Origin of the sequence: Rhodobacter sp. Har01, assembly GCF_020564565.1 — a bacterium.
Classification (GTDB): Bacteria; Pseudomonadota; Alphaproteobacteria; order Rhodobacterales; family Rhodobacteraceae; genus Pseudogemmobacter.
Map to the genome: position 1 here is coordinate 52,338 of NZ_JAJCTD010000008.1, position 18,498 is coordinate 70,835.

Sequence of the window (18,498 nt, forward strand, 5' to 3'; positions counted from 1 at the left end):
GAAGCCCGCCTGGGCGTCAAGCGGCGGCGGGCGCGGTCAGGCCAGATAGGCGCGGAAGCTTTTCACCACGTCTTCATAGACCGCGCGCTTGAAGGGCACGATGCCGGCGATCATTTCGTCCACATCCACCCAGGCCCAGCGTGAGAATTCGGGGTGCTCGCTGTCGATGCGGATCTGGTCGTCGGTGCCGAGAAAGCGGAACAGGAACCACTTCTGCCGCTGGCCGCGAAACTTGCCGCCCCAGACCTTGCCCAAAAGCTCGGGCGGCAGGTCGTAGGTCACCCAGCCGTGCGACTTGGCAACGAATTCCACGAGGTCGCGGGTCACGCCGGTTTCCTCCCACAACTCGCGGTAGGCGGCTTCCTTCGGCTTTTCGTCCCCGTCGATCCCGCCTTGCGGCATCTGCCAGGCGGGCAGGGTGCTGTCGAAGCGCTGGCCCGCAAAGACCAGGCCGTCGCGGTTCACCAGCATGACGCCCACGCAAGGGCGGTAGGGCAGGTCGTCAGCCATCTGTCGGCCCTCAGGGTTCGACCAGAGTGATCGTTGACAGGCCCTTCAGGATGTCGACGGCATAGGCCAACTGGTAATCCTCGTCGCGCAGCTTGGCCGATTCCTCGGCGCGGGCCTGTTCTTCCTGGTAGACGCGCTTTTCGTCCTCGGTCATCGAGTCATTGCTGATCGCGCCGCGCAGGTCGGCCTCGGACCGCTCTTTCATCGCGGCCGATTCCTCTTTTTCGGCTTCGGTCTCGGTGGTGCCCGGAGGCGGCGGCGCGGGCTGCTGCACCACGATGTCGGGTGAAATTCCCAGGGCCTGGATCGACCGGCCCGAGGGCGTGTAATAGCGCGCCGTGGTCAGCCGCATGGCGCCATCGGCCTTGAGCGGGATCAGCGTCTGGACCGAGCCCTTGCCGAAACTCTTGGTGCCCACGACGATGGCGCGGTGGTGGTCCTGCAAGGCGCCGGTGACGATTTCCGAGGCCGAGGCAGAGCCGCCGTTGATCAGCACCACGATCGGCTTGCCGCTGATCAGGTCGCCCGGCTTGGCATTGTAGCGCTCTCCGTCCTGCGGGTTGCGGCCGCGGGTCGAGACGATCTCGCCGGTTTCCAGGAAGGCGTCCGAAACGCTGATCGCCTCGTTCAGCAACCCGCCGGGGTTGTTGCGCAGGTCGATCACCACGCCTTCCAGGTTGTCGATCCCGCCCAGCTCTTCAATGCCTTTCTTCAGGGCTTCGACCACGCCGGGGGTGGTCTGGTCGTTGAAGGTGGTGATGCGCAGCACCACGGCTTTGCCGACGACGCGGCCCTTGACGGCGGTCAGCTTGATGGTGTCGCGCAGGATCGACACGTCGAACGGATCGGGCACGCCTTCGCGCACCACGGTGATGATGATCTCGCTTCCCACCGGCCCGCGCATCAGGTCGACGGCCTGATCCAGCGTCAGGCCCAGGATCGATTCGCTGTTCACATGGGTGATGAAGTCGCCGGCCTGGATGCCGGCCTTCGCTGCCGGGGTGCCGTCCATCGGCGAGATCACCTTGACGAAGCCCTCTTCCTGGGTGACCTCGATGCCCAGGCCACCGAATTCGCCCTTGGTCTGCACCTGCATGTCCTCGAAGTCCTTCGCGGACAGATAGCTTGAATGCGGGTCCAGCGAGGTGAGCATGCCGTTGATCGCCGCTTCGACCAGTTTTTCGGTCTCGACCGGCTCGACATACTGGGCGCGGATGCGTTCGAAGATGTCGCCGAACAGGTCAAGCTGTTCATAGACCGAGCTTTCCTTGCTGGCTTCCTGGGCGATCAGTGGACCGACCTGGCTGGTCAGAAGAACACCGGCCAACGTCCCGCCTGCGGCGGCCATCACGAGTTTCTTCATCGGTTCCTCAGTTTCCTGTCGTCGCCGTCGCGGCGAACCATTCTGTCGGGTCCACCGGCGCGGCCCCCAATCTCAATTCCAAGTAAAGCGTTTCCGTGTCGCGTGCGCCAGTGTCCACCGGGTCTGCCGTCGTCGGTTCGGCAGAAACCGTGTCGGTCCCGCCCATCAGCCCCAGCGGTGCGTCGGCCGCAACCACGTTTCCCACCTCACCGTACAGCGTTCCAAGCCCTGCCAGCACCAACAGATAGCCGTCACCGGGTTCAAGCACGATCACATTTCCGTAGTCGAGCAGAGGTCCGATGTAGCGGATCGTCGCCGGCCAGGGCGCGGTGACCAGGGCGCGCGGGCGGGTGGCCAGCGCCATGCCGGGGCGGCGCACGCCTGCGGTATCGGGTTCGTCCGGGCGGAGAATCAAGGTGCCCATCGCCGGCAGCGGCAGGGCGCCCATGGTGCCGGCGAAAGAGGTGTTGCCGGCCTCGGCGGTGTTCAGCGCCAGGCCGGCCGCAAGCGATTCCAGCGTATCGGCGGATTCGACCAGCAGCCGCAACTCCTCTGGCGCTTCGGCAAACCGCTTCGGCAGGTCGGTGCGGTCCGAGATCGCCTTCGATAATGCGGTCCGCGCGTCCTGCGCCGCTGCCAGCCCTTGGGCAAGGGTGCCGGCCGAGGCGGATTGCAGCGCCCGCAGGTCGGCCAGTTCCTGCAATTCGGCCTTCAGAGCCTCGGCCTCGGCCTGCAGCGCGGGGGTGACCTCGGCCAGCATCATGCCTGATCGTGCGGTGCCCAGCGGACCTTCGGGGTGCAGCAGCAACAGCGGGCCGGGCGACAGTTCCATCCGCTCCAGCACGCCCAGCAGCTGGGCAATCCGCTCGCGCTTGGTGTCGAAGCGCATCGCCAGGGTGGTCTGCCGCAACTCGGCCTGCCGCATCGCTTCGCGCATTGCCGCCTGGCCAAGCTCATAGGCGCGGATCGTCTGGGTCAGCGCGGCCACCCGGTCGCGCGAGGCCTCTGCCGTCTGCAGCGCGGCGATGGCCGCCGTCAGGTCGGCCGAAGCCTTTTCCGCCTGCTCGGCCACCGTCTCGGCAACCGCGGGCAGGGCCAGCAGGGCCAGCAGCAGGGCGGCACGGCGGATCATGCGATCAGGCTTTCCCCGGTCATCTCGGGCGGCTTCGGCAGGCCCATCAGCTGCAGCAGCGTGGGCGCCAGGTCGGCCAGCCGGCCGTTGCGCAAGTGCGCGCCCGGCGGGCCGCCGACCAGAATCACCGGCACCGGGTTCGTCGTATGCGCCGTGTGCGGCCCCCCCGTCGCCGGATCGACCATCAGGTCGCAGTTGCCATGGTCGGCGCAGACGATCATCGCGCCGCCCGCCCGTTGCAGCGCCGCCACCACCCGGGTCAGCCCGGCGTCCACCGCCTCGCAGGCCTTGATGGCGGCGGGCAGGCTGCCGGTATGGCCCACCATGTCGGGGTTGGCGTAGTTGACCACGATCAGGTCATAGCCCTGTTCGATGGCCCGAACGAAGCGGTCCGAGACCTCGGGCGCGCTCATTTCCGGTTGCAGGTCGTAGGTGGCAACCTTGGGCGACTGCGGCATGAAACGGTCTTCGCCCTGAAACGGCACCTCGCGCCCGCCGTTCAGGAAGAAGGTGACGTGCGGGTATTTCTCGGTTTCCGCCAGCCGGAACTGGGTCAGGCCCTGTTTCGCCACCCATTCGCCCAGCGTGTTGACGATGTCCTGCTTGGGAAAGACCGTGGTCATATAGGCGTTGTGGGCGGTGGAATAGTCCACCATCCCCAAGAGCGCCGAGAACCGCGGCCGCGGGCCGGTGGCAAAGGCGGTGAAACCCGGGTCGCCGATGGCCGCAAGGATTTCGCGCGCGCGGTCGGCGCGGAAGTTGATGAAGAACAGCCCGTCACCGTCCTGCATGCCGCTATATCCGCCGATCACCGTGGCGGGCAGGAATTCGTCGGTCACATCGCGGGCGTAGCCCTGCGCGATGGCCTCGGCCGCGCTGGCGGCGGTGGCCACGCCCTGGCCCTGCACGATGGCGCGGAAGGCCTGTTCCACCCGCTCCCACCGATTGTCGCGGTCCATCGCCCAGTAGCGGCCGATGACCGTGGCGATGCGGGCCGACGGGCCCATCGCGGATTCAAGCGCCGCCACCTGCTCGGCGGCCGACCGCGGCGGCACGTCGCGCCCGTCGGTCAGCGCATGCACCAGCACCGGCACACCGGCGGCGGCGATGACCCGGGCCGCCTCGGCGATGTGGCTCTGGTGCGAATGCACCCCGCCCGGAGAGGCGAGGCCGGCAAGATGCGCCGTGCCCCCCGCGGCCATGACCCTGGCGATGAAGTCCTGCAGCGCCGGTTCGCGGGCAAAGCTGCCCTGCTCGATGGCAAGGTCGATCTGGCCAAGGTCCATCGCCACCACCCGGCCGGCGCCGATGTTGGTGTGGCCGACCTCGGAATTGCCCATCTGACCGGTCGGCAGGCCGACGTCGGGGCCGAAGGTGACCAGCGTGGCATTCGGGCATTCCGCCATCAGCCGGTTGAAAGTGGGCACATTGGCCTGAGCGGGGGCCGAGAATTCGGGGATCTGCCCGATCCCCCAGCCGTCAAGGATGCACAGGACAACGGGCTTGGGCGCGGGCATCGGGAACCTCCGGGTGGTTGCGGCGGTATTACGCGGGCCGGCCCTGCGGGGCAACCGGCCTAGCCGCGGAGCACCTGCTTTTCGCGCAGGCGCTGGCGCCACAGCGTGAAGATCCCCGCCCCTACCACGATGGCCGCGCCGATCACCACGTTTGCGCGCAGCGTCTCGTCGAAGACGGTCATCCCGATGATCGAGACAAGCGGCAGTTGCAGATAGGCAAAGGGCTGAATCGCCGAGGCCTCGGCCACCGCATAGGCCTTGATCATCAGCCAGTGCCCCAGCGCCGCCGTGCAGCACAGCGTGGCCATCCACAGCCAGTCGGCGGGCAGCATCGGCTGCCAGTGCCACAGGCCGACCGGCGTCATCGTCAGCGCGCCGACGGTGCCGGTCCAGAAGAAGCTGACCGCTGCGGTGTCCTTGCGGGCGACATAGCGGGTCAACAGGCCGTAGATCGCGAACATGAAGGCCGCGACAAAGGGCACCAGCGCCCATGGCGTGAACACCCCCGCGCCGGGGTTGAGCAGGATCAGCACCCCCAGGCAGCCGGCCCCGATGGCCAGCCAGCGCCGCCAGCCCACCTTCTCGCCCAGCACCGGGCCGGACAGGGCGGCAACGATCAGCGGATAGCAGGCAAAGACGGCATGGCTTCCGATCAGGCCATGCGAGACGAAAGCCAGCACCATGATGCAGATCTCGACCACCAGGATCACTCCGCGGGCGATCTGCAGGCCGGGGTAGCCGGTGCGTGCGGCGGCGCGCAGGCCCCCCGGGGCGCGTGCCGCCAGGGCGATGACGAAGGCCGCGAAGAACCAGAAGCGGATCATCACCACCATGTAGACGTTGGTCGCCTCGGCCAGATGGCGCGAGACGCCGTCCTGTGCGGCGAAGACGGTGGCCGTGGCGATCATCAGCCAGATGCCAAGGCGGGTGTTCTGCGGCGTGCTCATGAGCGGGCCCGCTCCAGCGACAGGGCGAACAGGCCGGCGGCGATGACGATGCCGGCGCCGATCGCGATGGGCAGGGTCAGCACCTCGTCGAAGACGGTGATGCCGATGCCGGTGACAAAGACGATCTGCAGGTAGGCGAAAGGCTGGACCCGGGCGGCCTCGATCTGCTCGTAGGTCTTCAGGATCAGCCAGTTCGACAGGATCGCGATGGCGCAATAGGCCGACAGCGCGGGCAGGTCGGCGGCGGCGACGGGTTCAAGGCTGGGCAGGCCGATGGCGGTCATCAGGGCCGCACCGGTGACGGCGGGCCAGAAAAACGCGGGGAAGGTCGGCTCGTCGCGGCAGGTCAGGCGGGTGAGGACCGAGAACAGCGCGAAAAGCAGCGCCGAGGTCAGCGGCAGCAGCGCGGCCCAGGAGACCACCCCGGCGCCGGGCCGCAACAGGACCACCACCCCCACCATCCCCGCCGCCACCGCCAGCCAGCGCGCGGGGCCGATCCGCTCGCCCAGGAGGGGGCCGGACAGGGCCACGACCAGCAGTGGGCAGACGGCAAAAAGGGCGTGGCTTTCGATCAGGCCGATCAGGGTGTAGCCCCAGACGATCAGGCAGATCTCGGTCACCAGCAGGACCCCGCGCAGCAGGTGGGCGGGCAGGCGGGCGGTGCGGGTGGCGGCGCGCGGGCCTTCGGGGCGGCGCAGGGCCAGGACCAGGACGAGCGCCGCGAAGGCCCAGTAGCGGATCATCACCACCATGAGGGTGTTGTATTCCCCGGCCAGACCGCGGGAAAACCCGTCCTGGGCCGCAAAGGCGGCGACCGTGGCGATCATCAGGAGGATGCCGAGGCGAGGGTTGCGGGAGGCGGTCATGGCGGGGGTGTGGGTAGCATGGGCCGGGGCAGTGTTACAGGGGGCAGGCCGCAAAGGACCCGGCAGGGTGTCCCATGATGGGACATGAATCGGACCCAATCCTTTCAATGGCTTGCAACCGCATCTTCATGATTTGTTAAGGAATCGCCGGACCAGGGCGCCGTGCGGCCTTGTCTGACCGGCTGGCGATGCTGCCCCGGGTGCCCCGCCGATCCGGGCCGGTCCGGGCCGATCCGGCCCGCGTCGAAGGGGCCGGGGCTGCCGCCGATGGGGGCAGAGGCCCGACCCGCCCGCTGATGCAGAGTGCCACGTCGGATGGCGCTGTCCGACGGAGGAGTGATCGGCCCGTGAGCCTCGCGACCGGCTGGCGATGCTCGCTGCCAGCCTGCCACCGCGCATGACGGCAATGAAGGTGCGCCGCGGGGCGCATCACTGGGGCCGCGCCTTGCCGGCACCGGGACAGGAGGTTCGGCCGATGCCGCCAGACCATGTGCGGCCTTGCGTCGAGGCGCCGGAGAATGCCGCGGCGATCACCGAAGCGGCGGCCTGAGCGACCCTGCGCCATCTCGATCCCAAGGGCATCGCCCAGCTTGACGCCGTCAAATTGCACCGGGTGCGCAACTGTCCCGGCCTTGAACCGAAATCGCTGCCCGAGCAGACCGGAAGCCCGTTGCGCCAGCCCCACCCGCGCTGTGATCGGCGTTGCCGTGAAGATGGCCCGGACCGTCTGGCCGCCGTTGCGGCATCGGCGGACCTGTCGGCCCGGCGCAGCGGTCTTGCATCGGCGGCCCGCGCTGCCGTAGCGTATCGGGCCGAGGAGGAGGCATGATGAAGCTTGCCTATGTCAGCATCCCGGGGCGCGGCGAGACCGACCGCTTTCTGGCCGAGGTGGCCGCCGCGTTGGAAACCGCGGGGATGCGGCTGGCCGGAACGGTGCAGATCAACAGCGGACGTCCGGGCCGGACCAGATGCGACATGGACCTGCGGGTGCTTCCCGACGGGCCGACGATCCGGATCAGCGAGGATCGCGGCAGTCTGGCCCAGGGCTGCCTGCTGGATTCCGCCGCCCTGGAACAGGCCGGGGTCGAGGTCGAGCGCCGGCTTGCCGGGGCCGAGCTTCTGATCGTGAACAAGTTCGGCAAGCGCGAGGCCGAAGGGCGTGGACTTGTCGCCGTCATCGCGACGGCGCTTGAGCGCGCCCTGCCGGTGCTGGTGGGCGTGAACCCGGCGAACCTGCCCGGATTCCTGGCCTTTGCGGGCGACCTGGCCCGGCGGTTGCCCGCAGACCGGCGCCTTGTCCTGGACTGGTGTCATGAAGGGCAGGACGGCGATCTTTGCCGGATCGGCTGACGGCCCTGGCCAGGCCCTTTCGCCGCAGGTCCGCGCAAGCCGGCAGGGAGACCCGATCCGGGCATTCCGTCTCATTGCGAAGCGGCCGAGTCGGGGGTATCCCTTCTGCTCGAAAGGCCTGCCGTCGGACGGCTGACGGAAGCTGGCGTTCCGTGCCGGTCACATCGGAGAAGGAGGCAAGACGTGTTCCAGTTCCTTGCTCTGTCCCTGGGCGCATCGCTTGTGCTGCTGCTGGGTGCGGCCGAACTTGAGCGGCGGGCGATCGTGGCCCGCCGGATGGGCCCGAACGGCCGCGCCATGCTGGCCGCGCTGGCCATCTCGGCGGTGGCCTCGCTGGGCGTGATCGGCGTCGCCGCCTATTCGACGGGGTGGATCTACCTGTTGCACCTGGTGGGCGCGACCGTCGCCTATCATGGGTTCATGGGCGTCTTCCTGGTGCATGGATTGCAGGAAGTCTCGGCCCGCGTCGCCAGCCAGCCGCTGCAACGAAGCGCCACGCGGCAGACGGTTCAGACCGCGACGAAGGCCTGACGCTCGGGGTCGTAGCATTCCAGATCGCCCTCGCCGGTATCGGTCCAAAGGCCGTGCAGGCTCAGCCGGTCGTCCTGCACCGCCTGGGCCAGGAAGGGGAAGGTCATCAGGTTTTCCAGGCTGGTCAGCACCGCCTGCTTTTCAAGCGCCGGAAGGATTTCGCCTTCGGGCAGGTGGGCCACCTTGTCGAAACCGGGGCGCAGGATGTCCATCCAGCGGCCGACAAAGCTGGTCTTTTGTTCCAGCGCGGGGGCTTGGCCGGTGCACATGTCGTGGCAGCCGCGGACGCCGCCGCAATTGGAATGGCCCAGGACGACGATATGCGCGACGCCCAGCGAGGTCACGGCATATTCCACCGCGGCCGAGGTGCCGTGGTATTCGCCGTCCGGGTTGTAGGGCGGCACCAGGTTGGCGACGTTGCGATGGATGAAGAACTCGCCCTCGTCCGCGCCGAAGATCGAGGTGACGTGGACGCGGCTGTCGCAGCACGAGATCACCATGGCGCGCGGGTGCTGGCCGCTGGCCGCAAGCCGGCGATACCAGGCGCGGTTCTGCTGGTAGGCGGTGGCCTTCCAACCGTGGAAACGCTGAACCAGATAGGCGGGCAGCGGGCGGGCATGGTGCATGGCGTCCTCCTTTTCCGGCTGTGAGGTAGGGTGCATTCGCCGAAAATACGAGGGGCAAAATGGCCGCGGTGCCGGAAAACCGCAACGAAGCGGTAAGCACGCGGTGCCAGACTGATCCTTGGGTGTGAGTGGAACGGGCCTTCGGGCCAAGGGGTGATCGGATGGCCGAAGTCACGGCATTGCGGGTGCGCGAACGGGTGCGCCAGGACGGCGAAGCGATTGCGGTGATCTACCGTAACCTTGGCACGGCGGCGGCCGAGCAGATGGTGGCGCGGGCGCTGGGCGAACTGGCGCTGGCGATGGCCGGCATTGCGGCGCAGGTGAAGGGCCACCAGTTGGCCGACCTGGCGCGGCAGCTGAAGAAGTTGCAGCGGATGGCGGAAAACCTGGGGATGGTCAGCCTGGGCGTGGTGGCCTCGGATGCGCGCGCCTGTCTTGAGCGCTGCGATTCGACCGCCTTCGCCGCAGTCTGGGCGCGGCTCTTGCGGGTGGCCGAGCGGTCGCTGGCCGCCGACCACGGCTTTGCCGATCTGTCAGGCTAGGGCTTGCGGGCGGGACGCGCTGCGCTAGGGTCGGCCGGGTGATTTCCCAGCCGGACCCAGCGCCATGACCCCTGCCTTTGCCGACGCCGATGCCAACTCGCTGCCGTTCCATGTTGTCCCCTCGGACGGGCTTGACGGCTTTCTTGCCGGCGCCGGTGCGGCCCATGCCGGCTGGCTGAAGGCGACCGGGTTCGAGGCCGCGCTGGGCGAGGTGCGGCTGTTGCCCGGGGCCGAAGGGCTTGCCGGCGCGGTGGCCGGGTTCGGCACCGACAAGGCGCGGGCGCGGATGCGCTTTGGCCTGGCCAAGGCGGTGGCCGGGCTGCCGGGGGGCTGCTGGCATCTGGAGGGCGCGCTGACCGTGGCGCAGGCGACCGAGGCGGCGCTGGCCTGGCTGCTGTCGGGTTACCGCTTCGAGCGCTATCGCCCGGGCCGCAAGGCGCCCGATCTGCCGCGGCTGAAGGCGCCCGCGGGCGTGGACGCGGCGCGGGTGCAGGCCATGGCCGAGGGCGAGTTCCTGACCCGCGACCTGATCAACACCCCCGCGCAGGACATGGGGCCGGATGAGCTGGAGGCTGCCGCGCTGGCGCTGGCCGCCCGGTTCGGCGCCGAGGCGCGGGTGATCCGGGGCGATGACCTGCTGGCGCAGAACTTTCCGATGATCCATGCCGTCGGCCGCGCCAGCCCGCGCGCGCCCCGGCTGATCGACCTGCGCTGGGGCAGCGCCGGCCCGCGGCTGACGCTGGTCGGCAAGGGGGTGTGCTTTGACACCGGGGGGCTGAACATCAAGCCCAGCACGGGCATGGGCCTGATGAAAAAGGACATGGGTGGCGCTGCCACCGTGCTGGGCCTGGCGCAGATGATCATGGCGCTGGACCTGCCCTTGCGGCTGCGGGTGCTGGTCCCGGCGGTGGAAAACGTCATCGCCGGCAATGCGCAAAAGCCGAAGGACATCCTGACCAGCCGCAAGGGCCTGACGGTCGAGGTCAACGACACCGATGCCGAGGGCCGGCTGGTGCTGGGCGACGCGCTGGCCTATGCCGGCGACGAGCCGACCGATGTGCTGATCAGCATGGCCACGCTGACCGGCGCCGCGCGGGTGGCGGTCGGCCCCGACCTTGCCCCCTATTGGGCCGAAGAGGGCGGCCTGGCGCAAGCGCTTGAGGCCGGCGCCGTAGCCGGGTTCGATCCGGTCTGGCGGATGCCCTTCCACGCCCCCTATGAGCCGGTGATCGAGCCGGGTATCGCCGATCTGGACAACGCTCCCGGCTTCGGCTTCGCCGGCAGCATCACCGCTGCGCTGTTCTTGCGCCGCTTTGCCGACCACCCGCGCTACCTGCACTTCGACATCTACGGCCACACGCCGACCGACGCCCCCGCCCGGCCGAAGGGTGGCGTAGGCCAGGGCGCGCGGGCGATCCTGAACGCCCTGCCGCAGATGCTGGGCCTGTGATGGACCGCCGGCTGACCCCGTTTTCCGGCCGCAAGGCCCTGCCCGTGCTGCAAGGCCAGGTGCAGGCCGAGTTCACCACGGGCGAACCCGCCCGCATCGCCACGCCTCTGGCGCCCTTGCTCGCCAACCCCGGCGGCGCCATCGACCGCACGCTGATCTGCGGCGATGCGGTGACGGTGATCGACCGGCGGGATGACCACGCCTTCCTGCAGGCCGCAAAGGACGGCTATTGCGGCTGGGTTGCGGAAGCCGACCTCGGCCCTTGGGCAAAGACCACGCACCGCGTCACCACCCCCGCCACCCACGCCTACCCCGAGCCGCGCGTGCAGGCCCGACCGGCAACGCCGCTGTACCTGAACGCCCGGGTGCTGGTCCTGTCCGACACTGGCAAATGGGCCGAAACGCCGCTGGGCTTCGTCCCCTCCAGCCACATCGCCCCGGAACACGAACCCGCCTCCGACCCGGTCGCCGTGGCGGAAACCCTGCTGCACGCGCCCTACCTCTGGGGCGGCAACTCGGTGACCGGGGTCGATTGCTCGGGCCTGGTGCAACTGGCGTTCCACGCCGCCGGCCGCCCCTGCCCCGCCGACAGCGACCTGCAACGCAGCATCGGCCACGACATCCCCGAAGGCGCGCCGATGCAGCGCGGCGACCTGATCTTCTGGAAAGGCCACGTCGCCCTGCTGACCGCCCCCGACCGCATCTTCCACGCCACCGGCCACAAGATGCGCGTCACATACGAACCCCTCGCCGACGCCATCACCCGCATCGCCGCCGAAGGCACGCCGGTCCTCGCCCGCCGCCGCCCATGATTTGCCCTTTTCGAAATACTCTCGGGGGGTGTGGGGGGCGAAGCGCCCCCACGCAGGCCAGCCGTCAGACGGGACGGATCAGCTTCTTCTCCAGCACCTTCAGCACCGCCGCCAGATCATGCCCGCGGCGCAGGATATGCCCGGCATCACTGACCACGGCATAGATGCCCTGCTTTGCCCGCAGCCTGGGACGCTTTTCGATGCGATACAGGGGATGCTCGGCGGTGCGGCGAAACACGGCGAAAACCGCCGCCTCGCGACCATGCGAGATGCCGTAGTCACGCCATTCGCCGGCGGCCACCATCTGGCCATAAAGCCGCAGGATCACCGAAAGCTCTCGCCGGTCAAAGGCCACCTGGTCTTCCAGGTGCTGGCCCAGCGGAAAGGGAACGGGGGCTTCCATGTTCATGGGGGCCAAGCCTGCCCGGCTTTGCCCGGCAAATCAAGCGCGCGCTGTCAGCCGAAGCCGGGTGCGACGCGGACCTCTCCGGTGACGATCCCGCGGCAGTTCTTCGGCTGCGGGTTCAACCGCTTGCGGGCATCGGGGTGGTTCGGGTCCAGCACCCCCAGCCGCACCAGCAGCGCCGCAATCGCCGCCTCGGAGGCGCGGGAATTGCCGTCCACCACCTTGAGCGCGACGCCCAGGCCACGGTCGGGCAGGATCGCCACGAACACCGCCTCGGCGCCGGTCTTGATCGCCACGCGGCCGCCCATGGCCCGCATCAACTCGGTGCAGGCCCGGCCTTCGCCGGCCACCAGTTCCGGCCACAGCGCCATCGACCGGGCCAGCCGGTGCATCGCATCCTCGCGCGCACCGTGGCCTTCACGCGCCACCGCGAATTTCGCCATGCCACGGGCCAGGGCTTCCAGCGTCATCGCGAAATTCGGCGCCGAGCAGCCGTCGACGCCCCAGCCGGCGATGGGCTCTTCCGTCACCTCTTCGGTGGCGGCACGGATGGCGCGCTGCAGCGGGTGGTCGATCTCGACATACTCCGGCCCCGCCTTCAGGTGCCGGGTCACGGTCAGGAAACCGGAATGCTTGCCCGAGCAGTTGTTGTGCAGCTGGCAGGGCGCCTGATGCGCGCGGATCAGACGGTCGCGCTCGGCGTGGTCCAGGGGTTCGTGCGGGCCGCAGCGCAGGTCGGCCTCGGACAGGCCCAGGTCTGCCAGCCAGCGGCCGGCCATTTCCACATGCAGATGCGCGCCCTGATGGCTGGCGCAGGACAGCGCCAGATGCGCGTCCGACAGCCCCGCCGCGGCGGCCGCACCGGTTTCCAGCAAGGGCAGCGCCTGGATCATCTTGCAGGATGATCTCGGGAAGATCACCGCCGCCGGGTTGCCCCAGGCCTGGACGATGCCGCGCGCGTCGCAGATGACCGCATGGCCCAGATGCGTGCTTTCCAACAGCCCGCCGCGCCAGACCTCGGCCATCGGCACCGCGCCGTCATCCACCCTTGCCATCCTGCCCCTCCGTCACAGATGTGCGATCTTCTGCCCAAGGGTCTTTCGCCCTATGGCCTTTTTCAGTAAAGCTGGAGTATCGGGTTCAGGACGCTTCTGCCAGCAGGAACAAGGCCAAAGGCCGGGGCCACGCAGGGGCACAGAGGCAAAGACAGCTTGGAGGCTGCGTCAGACATGACATCCGCCCTTCGCCGCGCGCTTGGCGCCGCAGCAATCACCTTGGCGATGGCCGGCGTCGCTGCCGCCCAGGAATCGACCAACCGGGTGGCGACGATCACCGACTGGAACGTCTTCGTCGAGGAAAGCCCCAAGGAATGCTGGGGCGTGTCCAAGCCGAAGGAAACGGTGAACACCCGCGACGGGGCGCCGGTCAGCGTGCGCCGCGGCGACATTCTGCTGTTCGTGACCTTCCGCCCCGGCAAGCCGGGCGAGATCAGTTTCACCGGCGGCTATCCGTTCGCCGGCGGTTCGACCGTCAAGGTCGATGTCGGCGGCAGCGTGTTCGAGCTGTTCACCGATGGCGAATGGGCCTGGCCGGGCAGCGCCGAGGATGATGCGGCCCTGCTCAAGGCGCTCAAGGCGGGCAGCGATGCGGTGATTTCCGCGCAGTCGGGCAAGGGCACGCAGACCAGGGATACCTTCTCCTTGCGCGGCTTCACCGCCGCGATGGAAGACGCCGGCGCGCGCTGCAAGTAGGCCGCACCCGCAAGGCAGACCGGCGCCCCGGCCCCCCCGGGGCGCTTTCGTTTTTCCGCGCGGTGCCCTATATCCGGCACCTGCCCCCCCGCAAGGCCCCGACATGACCGCCCCGATCACCCCGGACGTCCTGACCGTTCCCCGCAAGCTGCCCGAGGGCAGCCGGGTGAACCTGGTCGGCCTGACACGCGCGCAGTTGCGCGCGGCGCTGGTTGCCGCGGGCACGCCCGAGCGGCAGGCGAAGATGCGCGTGAGCCAGATCTGGCAATGGGTCTACACCTGGGGCGTGCGCGATTTCGCGGCGATGACGAACCTGGCCAAGGACTATCGCGCGCTGCTGGCGGACCGCTTCGAGATCGCGGTGCCGGAGGTGGTTTCGCGCCAGATCAGCGCCGATGGCACGCGGAAATATCTGGTCCGCATTGCCGGCGGGCATGAGGTGGAAACCGTCTACATCCCTGAAGAGGGGCGCGGCACGCTGTGCATCTCAAGCCAGGTCGGCTGCACGCTGACCTGTTCGTTCTGCCACACCGGCACGCAAAAGCTGGTGCGCAACCTGACCGCCGGCGAAATCGTCGGCCAGGTCATGCTGGCGCGCGACGATCTGGGCGAATGGCCGGAACCGGGCGAGGGCAGCACGGCGGGCCGGCTGATCTCGAACGTGGTGCTGATGGGCATGGGCGAGCCGCTGTACAACTTCGACGCCGTGCGCGATGCGATGGGCGTGGTGATGGATGGCGAGGGCATCGCCCTGGGCCGCCGCCGGATCACCCTGTCCACCAGCGGCGTGGTGCCCGAAATCGCCCGCTGCGCGACCGAGATCGGCTGCCAGCTTGCGATCAGCTTCCACGCCACCACGGATGAGGTGCGCGACCGCCTGGTTCCGATCAACAAGCGCTGGAACATCAAGACCCTGCTGGACACCCTGCGCGACTATCCGCGGCTGTCGAACAGCGAGCGGATCACCTTCGAATATGTCATGCTCAAGGGCGTCAACGACAGCGACGCAGACGCGAAACGGCTGGTCAGGCTGATCGCCGGCATCCCGGCCAAGATCAACCTGATCCCGTTCAACGAATGGCCCGGCAGCCCTTACCAGCGGTCGGACTGGGAGCGGATCGAGGCCTTTGCCGACATCATCTACAAGGCCGGCTATGCCAGCCCGATCCGCACCCCGCGCGGCGAGGACATCATGGCTGCCTGCGGCCAGCTGAAATCGGCCACCGAGCGGGCGCGGAGAGACCGGGCCGGGCTTTAGGCCGGCACCGGGCGGTTGGCCAGCCGGAACAGCAGCGGGTTCAGCAGGATCGACACCAGCGCGCCGGCGACCACCAGGTCGCGCGCCTGCGGCGGAACGATTGCCAGGTCGACGGCCATCACGATCAATATGAACGAGAATTCGCCAATCTGCGCCAGCGCGGCGGCGATGGTCAGCGCCACCGGACGGGTGTGGCTGAAGGCGCGCACGATGGCGAAGGCCGCCAGCGATTTCACCCCAAGGATGATCAGCACGGTCACCATCACCGAGAACGGCTGCTCCCACAGGATCGAGGGGTTGAACAGCATTCCGACCGAGACGAAGAACAGCACGGCAAAGGCATCGCGGAAGGGCAGCATGTCCTTCATCGCCTGGGCCGAAAGCGTGCTGCCGGCCATCACCATGCCGGCAAAGAAGGCCCCCAGCGCGAAGGACACGCCGAAGATGCTGGAGGCCGCGAAGGCCACGCCCAGGCCGATGGCCAGGACCGCCAGGCGGAACAACTCGCGCTGGCCGGTGCCGGCGATGTATTCCAGCGACCAGGGGATGACCCGGCGCCCGACCACCAGCATCACGGTCACGAAGGCCGCGACCTTGGCCACGGTGATCGCCACCGTGGCGCCGATGACGCCCAGGCCCAGCCGCGCCACCTCGGCCGTGTCGGCATCGACCGGCTGCGCGGTGCCGCCCAGAAGGCCCGCCAGCGGCGGGATCATCACCAGGGCCAGCACCATCACAAGGTCTTCGACGATCAGCCAGCCCACCGCCATGCGGCCCTGCGGAGTCTCGACCAGGTTGTGTTCCTGCAGGGCCCGCAACAGCACCACGGTCGAGGCGACCGACAGCGCCAGGCCGAAGATCACGCCGCCGCCGATGCCCCAGCCCAAGAGCCAGCCAAGGGCGGAGCCGGCGAGGGTGGCCACCGCGATCTGACCCAGCGCGCCGGGGATGGCGATGGTCTTCACCGCCAGCAACTCGGCCAGCGAGAAGTGCAGGCCGACGCCGAACATCAGCAGGATCACCCCCATCTCGGCCAGTTGCGCGGCGATGTCCTGATCGGCCACGAAGCCCGGCGTGAAGGGGCCGATGATCACCCCGGCCGCCAGGTAGCCCGCGATCAGCGGCAGCCGCAGCCGATGCGCCGACATGCCAAGGACCAAGGCCATGACAAGGCCAACGGCCATGGTGGTGATCAGCGGCATGTCGTGGGTCATCGGCACTCCTTTGCGGGGCATGAGGCCCACCTATTCAGGCGGGCGCAAGGATCAAGGCCGTGCGGGGTCACGATTGCAGCGGGTTTGCTGCAGGATGTTTCAAAACCTGCGTCCGGCTGTTAGCAAATGAGCATGGCCCTGCCCGTGATCGACAATCTGACCGCCCGACGGCTGTTTCTGGACCGGCATGCGCTGGCCGAGGCGCCGGTCGGGCCGTCGTCGGGGGCGGCGCTGGGAGCGCTGATCGACCGGATCGGCTTTGTCCAGGTCGACAGCATCAACACGGTCGAGCGGGCGCATCACATGATCCTGTGGTCACGCCGTCAAGGCTATCGGCCCGAGGCGCTGAAGCCGCTGCTGGAGCGTGACCGGGTGTTGTGGGAACACTGGACGCATGATGCCAGCGTGCTGCCGGTTTCGGTCTACGGGCACTGGAAGCACCGCTTCGCGCGTGACCGGGGGCGGCTGGTCGAGAGCTGGACCGGCTGGCAGCGCGAGGGGTTTCACGAAAAGTTCGACGCGGTGCTGAAGCAGGTCGCCGACGGCGGGCCGGTGTCGTCGTCCGAGGTGGGCGAGGGCGAGGCGCGGGGCAAGGGCGGGTGGTGGGACTGGCACCCGTCGAAGGCGGCGCTGGAATACCTGTGGCGGGTGGGCGAGCTGGCGGTGTGCCGGCGGGACGGGTTCCGCAAGGTCTATGACCTGACCGAGCGGGTGATTCCCGCAGCGGCGCGGGGGGCCGCGTATCACGAGGCCGAGACCGTGGACTGGGCCTGTTCCTCGGCGCTGGACCGGCTGGGGTTCGCGACCAGCGGCGAATTGGCGGCCTATTGGGGGCTGGTGGGGCCCGAGGCCGCAAAGGGCTGGGTCCGCGGGGCCGTGGCCGCGGGGCGGGTGGTCGAGGCCGAGGTCGGGGGCTGGACCGGCGCCCGGCGGCGCGTGGTGGTCTGGCCGGAGGTTCTGGACGAGGTGCCGCCCGAGCCGCCGGGCCGTCTGCGGGTGCTGTCGCCGTTTGATCCGGCGCTGCGCGACCGCGCCCGGGCCGAACACCTTTTCGGGTTTGTCTTCCGCATCGAGGTTTTCGTGCCGGAACCGAAGCGGCAGTTCGGATACTACGTGTTTCCGCTGCTGGAAGGCGACCGGCTGGTCGGCCGGCTGGATGCCAAGGCGCATCGCGACGGGGCGGCGCTGAAGGTGCGGGCGGTCTGGCCCGAGGCCGGGGTGCGGATGGGCACGGGGCGGCAGGCGCGGCTTGCGGCGGAACTGGACCGGCTGGCGCGGTTTGCCGGCTGCGACAGGGTTGACTGGCTGCCGGGCTGGGACCGAAGCGCCTGACTGCTTGCGCCGGCCGCGTGAGGGATTGGCGAAGGCCCCCCGGTCTGTCTAGCATGGCAGAAGGTGGGGCGGAGCTGCGCCCGGGTCAGGGAGACGACAATGACAGCCGCAAACGTGCTTGGCCAGCTGGCCGGGATGCTGGCCTCGGGCGGGGTCGAGGTGGTGGACTGCTCGGGCGTGCTGGGCCCCGAGACGCCGCTCTTGAAGCTGCCGCCGGATTTCGCCAAGGACACCCCGCCGATCCGGATTCACCGGATCAGCGAGTATGACAAGGACGGGCCGTTCTGGGCCTGGAACTGGCTGGAGCTGGGCGAGCACAGCGGCACCCATTTCGACGCGCCGCACCACTGGATCACCGGCAAGGACTATGCCGACGGCTTTACCGACAGCCTGCCGGTGCAGCGGCTGGTGGCGCCGGTGAACGTGCTGGATTTTTCCAGAGAATGTGCGGCGGACCCGGACTTCCTGCTGACCATCGACCATGTGAGGGCCTGGGAGGCGCAGTACGGCGAGATCAAGGCCGGCGAATGGGTGGTGCTGCGCAGCGACTGGGATGCCCGTGCGCATGACGAAGGCCTGTTCCTGAATGCCAACGAGACCGGGCCGCACACGCCGGGGCCGACCGCGGAAGTGGTGCAATACCTGATCGACAAGGGCATCGTCGGTTGGGGCAGCCAGTGCATCGGCACCGATGCGGGGCAGGCCGGGGGGATGACCCCGCCCTATCCGGCGCACAACCTCTTGCACAAGAACAACCGCTACGGGCTGGCCTCGCTGGCCAACCTGGACCGGCTGCCGGCGAAGGGGGCGATCCTGATCGCGGCGCCGCTGAAGATCCGGAACGGCACCGGCTCTCCGATCCGGGCACTGGCGCTGGTGCCGCGAGGATAG

20 protein-coding genes are annotated in these 18,498 nt (G+C 68.8%); 10 read left to right on the forward strand and 10 right to left on the reverse strand.

What is annotated here, in order from left to right; all coding sequences use genetic code 11:
- Positions 1-36 precede the first annotated feature (36 nt).
- From LHP98_RS16925 to LHP98_RS16950, 6 genes are read right to left on the reverse strand one after another with little or no spacing between them, the layout of a single operon-like run.
- On the reverse strand, positions 37-510 hold the full coding sequence (locus LHP98_RS16925) for an RNA pyrophosphohydrolase (protein WP_227253739.1): 474 nt from the start codon (positions 508-510) through the stop codon (positions 37-39).
- Positions 511-520: 10 nt separating this feature from the next.
- A complete protein-coding gene (locus LHP98_RS16930) occupies positions 521-1,873 on the reverse strand; it encodes a S41 family peptidase (protein WP_227253740.1) in 1,353 nt (450 codons plus the stop codon).
- 7 nt (positions 1,874-1,880) lie between these two features.
- On the reverse strand, positions 1,881-3,005 hold the full coding sequence (locus LHP98_RS16935; RefSeq protein ID WP_227253741.1) for a murein hydrolase activator EnvC family protein: 1,125 nt from the start codon (positions 3,003-3,005) through the stop codon (positions 1,881-1,883).
- Positions 3,002-4,522, reverse strand: coding sequence for a 2,3-bisphosphoglycerate-independent phosphoglycerate mutase (gene gpmI, locus LHP98_RS16940; protein WP_227253742.1), 1,521 nt, complete (start codon positions 4,520-4,522; stop codon positions 3,002-3,004). The genes LHP98_RS16935 and gpmI overlap by 4 nt, the downstream gene beginning before the upstream one ends.
- 59 nt (positions 4,523-4,581) lie before the next feature.
- The gene (locus LHP98_RS16945; RefSeq protein ID WP_227253743.1) at positions 4,582-5,469 is read right to left on the reverse strand and encodes a DMT family transporter; all 888 of its coding nucleotides are present in this window, start codon (positions 5,467-5,469) and stop codon (positions 4,582-4,584) included.
- Positions 5,466-6,335, reverse strand: coding sequence for a DMT family transporter (locus tag LHP98_RS16950; protein ID WP_227253744.1), 870 nt, complete (start codon positions 6,333-6,335; stop codon positions 5,466-5,468). Before LHP98_RS16950 ends, LHP98_RS16945 begins: the two co-directional genes overlap by 4 nt.
- 406 nt (positions 6,336-6,741) lie before the next feature.
- Here LHP98_RS16950 and LHP98_RS16955 point away from each other — a divergent pair, with 406 nt between their 5' ends.
- The 3 genes from LHP98_RS16955 to LHP98_RS16965 all read left to right on the forward strand — a co-directional run bounded on the left by LHP98_RS16955 (position 6,742) and on the right by LHP98_RS16965 (position 8,216).
- Positions 6,742-6,885 carry a hypothetical protein gene (locus tag LHP98_RS16955; RefSeq protein WP_227253745.1) on the forward strand — a complete coding sequence of 48 codons (144 nt, stop codon included), beginning with the start codon at positions 6,742-6,744 and terminating at the stop codon, positions 6,883-6,885.
- 275 nt (positions 6,886-7,160) lie between these two features.
- Complete coding sequence (locus LHP98_RS16960; RefSeq protein ID WP_227253746.1) at positions 7,161-7,685, forward strand: DUF2478 domain-containing protein; 525 nt, start codon at positions 7,161-7,163, stop codon at positions 7,683-7,685.
- Between the two features lie 183 nt (positions 7,686-7,868).
- A complete protein-coding gene (locus tag LHP98_RS16965) occupies positions 7,869-8,216 on the forward strand; it encodes a hypothetical protein (RefSeq protein ID WP_227253747.1) in 348 nt (115 codons plus the stop codon).
- Here LHP98_RS16965 and LHP98_RS16970 read toward each other — a convergent pair.
- The gene (locus tag LHP98_RS16970) at positions 8,195-8,842 is read right to left on the reverse strand and encodes a carbonic anhydrase (RefSeq protein WP_227253748.1); all 648 of its coding nucleotides are present in this window, start codon (positions 8,840-8,842) and stop codon (positions 8,195-8,197) included. The two genes, LHP98_RS16965 and LHP98_RS16970, sit on opposite strands and share 22 nt — an antisense overlap.
- A gap of 161 nt (positions 8,843-9,003) precedes the next feature.
- Between LHP98_RS16970 and LHP98_RS16975 the strand changes: the two genes are divergently transcribed.
- From LHP98_RS16975 to LHP98_RS16985, 3 genes are all read left to right on the forward strand, one after another.
- The gene (locus tag LHP98_RS16975; RefSeq protein WP_227253749.1) at positions 9,004-9,384 is read left to right on the forward strand and encodes a hypothetical protein; all 381 of its coding nucleotides are present in this window, start codon (positions 9,004-9,006) and stop codon (positions 9,382-9,384) included.
- A gap of 64 nt (positions 9,385-9,448) precedes the next feature.
- A complete protein-coding gene (locus LHP98_RS16980; protein ID WP_227253750.1) occupies positions 9,449-10,834 on the forward strand; it encodes a leucyl aminopeptidase family protein in 1,386 nt (461 codons plus the stop codon).
- Positions 10,834-11,646, forward strand: coding sequence for an NlpC/P60 family protein (locus LHP98_RS16985; protein ID WP_227253751.1), 813 nt, complete (start codon positions 10,834-10,836; stop codon positions 11,644-11,646). Before LHP98_RS16980 ends, LHP98_RS16985 begins: the two co-directional genes overlap by 1 nt.
- Positions 11,647-11,710: 64 nt before the next feature.
- Here LHP98_RS16985 and LHP98_RS16990 read toward each other — a convergent pair whose 3' ends face one another.
- Together LHP98_RS16990 and LHP98_RS16995 are read right to left on the reverse strand one after the other, a co-directional pair.
- Entirely contained in the window at positions 11,711-12,055 is a 345-nt protein-coding gene (locus LHP98_RS16990) for a DUF2794 domain-containing protein (protein ID WP_227253752.1), read from the reverse strand.
- A gap of 47 nt (positions 12,056-12,102) precedes the next feature.
- A complete protein-coding gene (locus LHP98_RS16995; RefSeq protein ID WP_227253753.1) occupies positions 12,103-13,107 on the reverse strand; it encodes an asparaginase in 1,005 nt (334 codons plus the stop codon).
- A 174-nt stretch (positions 13,108-13,281) separates the two neighbouring features.
- Here LHP98_RS16995 and LHP98_RS17000 point away from each other — a divergent pair, with 174 nt between their 5' ends.
- Together LHP98_RS17000 and rlmN are read left to right on the forward strand one after the other, a co-directional pair.
- Complete coding sequence (locus tag LHP98_RS17000; RefSeq protein WP_227253754.1) at positions 13,282-13,803, forward strand: invasion associated locus B family protein; 522 nt, start codon at positions 13,282-13,284, stop codon at positions 13,801-13,803.
- 103 nt (positions 13,804-13,906) lie between these two features.
- Positions 13,907-15,061 carry a 23S rRNA (adenine(2503)-C(2))-methyltransferase RlmN gene (gene rlmN / locus LHP98_RS17005; protein ID WP_227253755.1) on the forward strand — a complete coding sequence of 385 codons (1,155 nt, stop codon included), beginning with the start codon at positions 13,907-13,909 and terminating at the stop codon, positions 15,059-15,061.
- On the opposite strand, the gene LHP98_RS17010 is transcribed toward rlmN, so the two are convergent.
- Positions 15,058-16,275: a cation:proton antiporter gene (locus LHP98_RS17010; protein ID WP_227253756.1), complete on the reverse strand. Its 1,218-nt coding sequence runs from the start codon at positions 16,273-16,275 to the stop codon at positions 15,058-15,060. The genes rlmN and LHP98_RS17010 overlap by 4 nt on opposite strands.
- Before the next feature lie 132 nt (positions 16,276-16,407).
- Between LHP98_RS17010 and LHP98_RS17015 the strand changes: the two genes are divergently transcribed.
- Together LHP98_RS17015 and LHP98_RS17020 are read left to right on the forward strand one after the other, a co-directional pair.
- Entirely contained in the window at positions 16,408-17,607 is a 1,200-nt protein-coding gene (locus tag LHP98_RS17015; RefSeq protein WP_227253757.1) for a winged helix-turn-helix domain-containing protein, read from the forward strand.
- A gap of 99 nt (positions 17,608-17,706) precedes the next feature.
- The gene (locus tag LHP98_RS17020; RefSeq protein WP_227253758.1) at positions 17,707-18,498 is read left to right on the forward strand and encodes a cyclase family protein; all 792 of its coding nucleotides are present in this window, start codon (positions 17,707-17,709) and stop codon (positions 18,496-18,498) included.

Coding starts and splice junctions, on each gene's coding strand:
- LHP98_RS16925 (WP_227253739.1), bottom strand. CDS start 510: ATGGCTGACGACCTGCCCTACCGCCCTTGCGTGGGCGTCATGCTGGTG.
- LHP98_RS16930 (WP_227253740.1), bottom strand. CDS start 1,873: ATGAAGAAACTCGTGATGGCCGCCGCAGGCGGGACGTTGGCCGGTGTT.
- LHP98_RS16935 (WP_227253741.1), bottom strand. CDS start 3,005: ATGATCCGCCGTGCCGCCCTGCTGCTGGCCCTGCTGGCCCTGCCCGCG.
- gpmI (WP_227253742.1), bottom strand. CDS start 4,522: ATGCCCGCGCCCAAGCCCGTTGTCCTGTGCATCCTTGACGGCTGGGGG.
- LHP98_RS16945 (WP_227253743.1), bottom strand. CDS start 5,469: ATGAGCACGCCGCAGAACACCCGCCTTGGCATCTGGCTGATGATCGCC.
- LHP98_RS16950 (WP_227253744.1), bottom strand. CDS start 6,335: ATGACCGCCTCCCGCAACCCTCGCCTCGGCATCCTCCTGATGATCGCC.
- LHP98_RS16955 (WP_227253745.1), top strand. CDS start 6,742: ATGAAGGTGCGCCGCGGGGCGCATCACTGGGGCCGCGCCTTGCCGGCA.
- LHP98_RS16960 (WP_227253746.1), top strand. CDS start 7,161: ATGATGAAGCTTGCCTATGTCAGCATCCCGGGGCGCGGCGAGACCGAC.
- LHP98_RS16970 (WP_227253748.1), bottom strand. CDS start 8,842: ATGCACCATGCCCGCCCGCTGCCCGCCTATCTGGTTCAGCGTTTCCAC.
- LHP98_RS16975 (WP_227253749.1), top strand. CDS start 9,004: ATGGCCGAAGTCACGGCATTGCGGGTGCGCGAACGGGTGCGCCAGGAC.
- LHP98_RS16980 (WP_227253750.1), top strand. CDS start 9,449: ATGACCCCTGCCTTTGCCGACGCCGATGCCAACTCGCTGCCGTTCCAT.
- LHP98_RS16985 (WP_227253751.1), top strand. CDS start 10,834: ATGGACCGCCGGCTGACCCCGTTTTCCGGCCGCAAGGCCCTGCCCGTG.
- LHP98_RS16990 (WP_227253752.1), bottom strand. CDS start 12,055: ATGAACATGGAAGCCCCCGTTCCCTTTCCGCTGGGCCAGCACCTGGAA.
- LHP98_RS16995 (WP_227253753.1), bottom strand. CDS start 13,107: ATGGCAAGGGTGGATGACGGCGCGGTGCCGATGGCCGAGGTCTGGCGC.
- LHP98_RS17000 (WP_227253754.1), top strand. CDS start 13,282: ATGACATCCGCCCTTCGCCGCGCGCTTGGCGCCGCAGCAATCACCTTG.
- rlmN (WP_227253755.1), top strand. CDS start 13,907: ATGACCGCCCCGATCACCCCGGACGTCCTGACCGTTCCCCGCAAGCTG.
- LHP98_RS17010 (WP_227253756.1), bottom strand. CDS start 16,275: ATGACCCACGACATGCCGCTGATCACCACCATGGCCGTTGGCCTTGTC.
- LHP98_RS17015 (WP_227253757.1), top strand. CDS start 16,408: ATGGCCCTGCCCGTGATCGACAATCTGACCGCCCGACGGCTGTTTCTG.
- LHP98_RS17020 (WP_227253758.1), top strand. CDS start 17,707: ATGACAGCCGCAAACGTGCTTGGCCAGCTGGCCGGGATGCTGGCCTCG.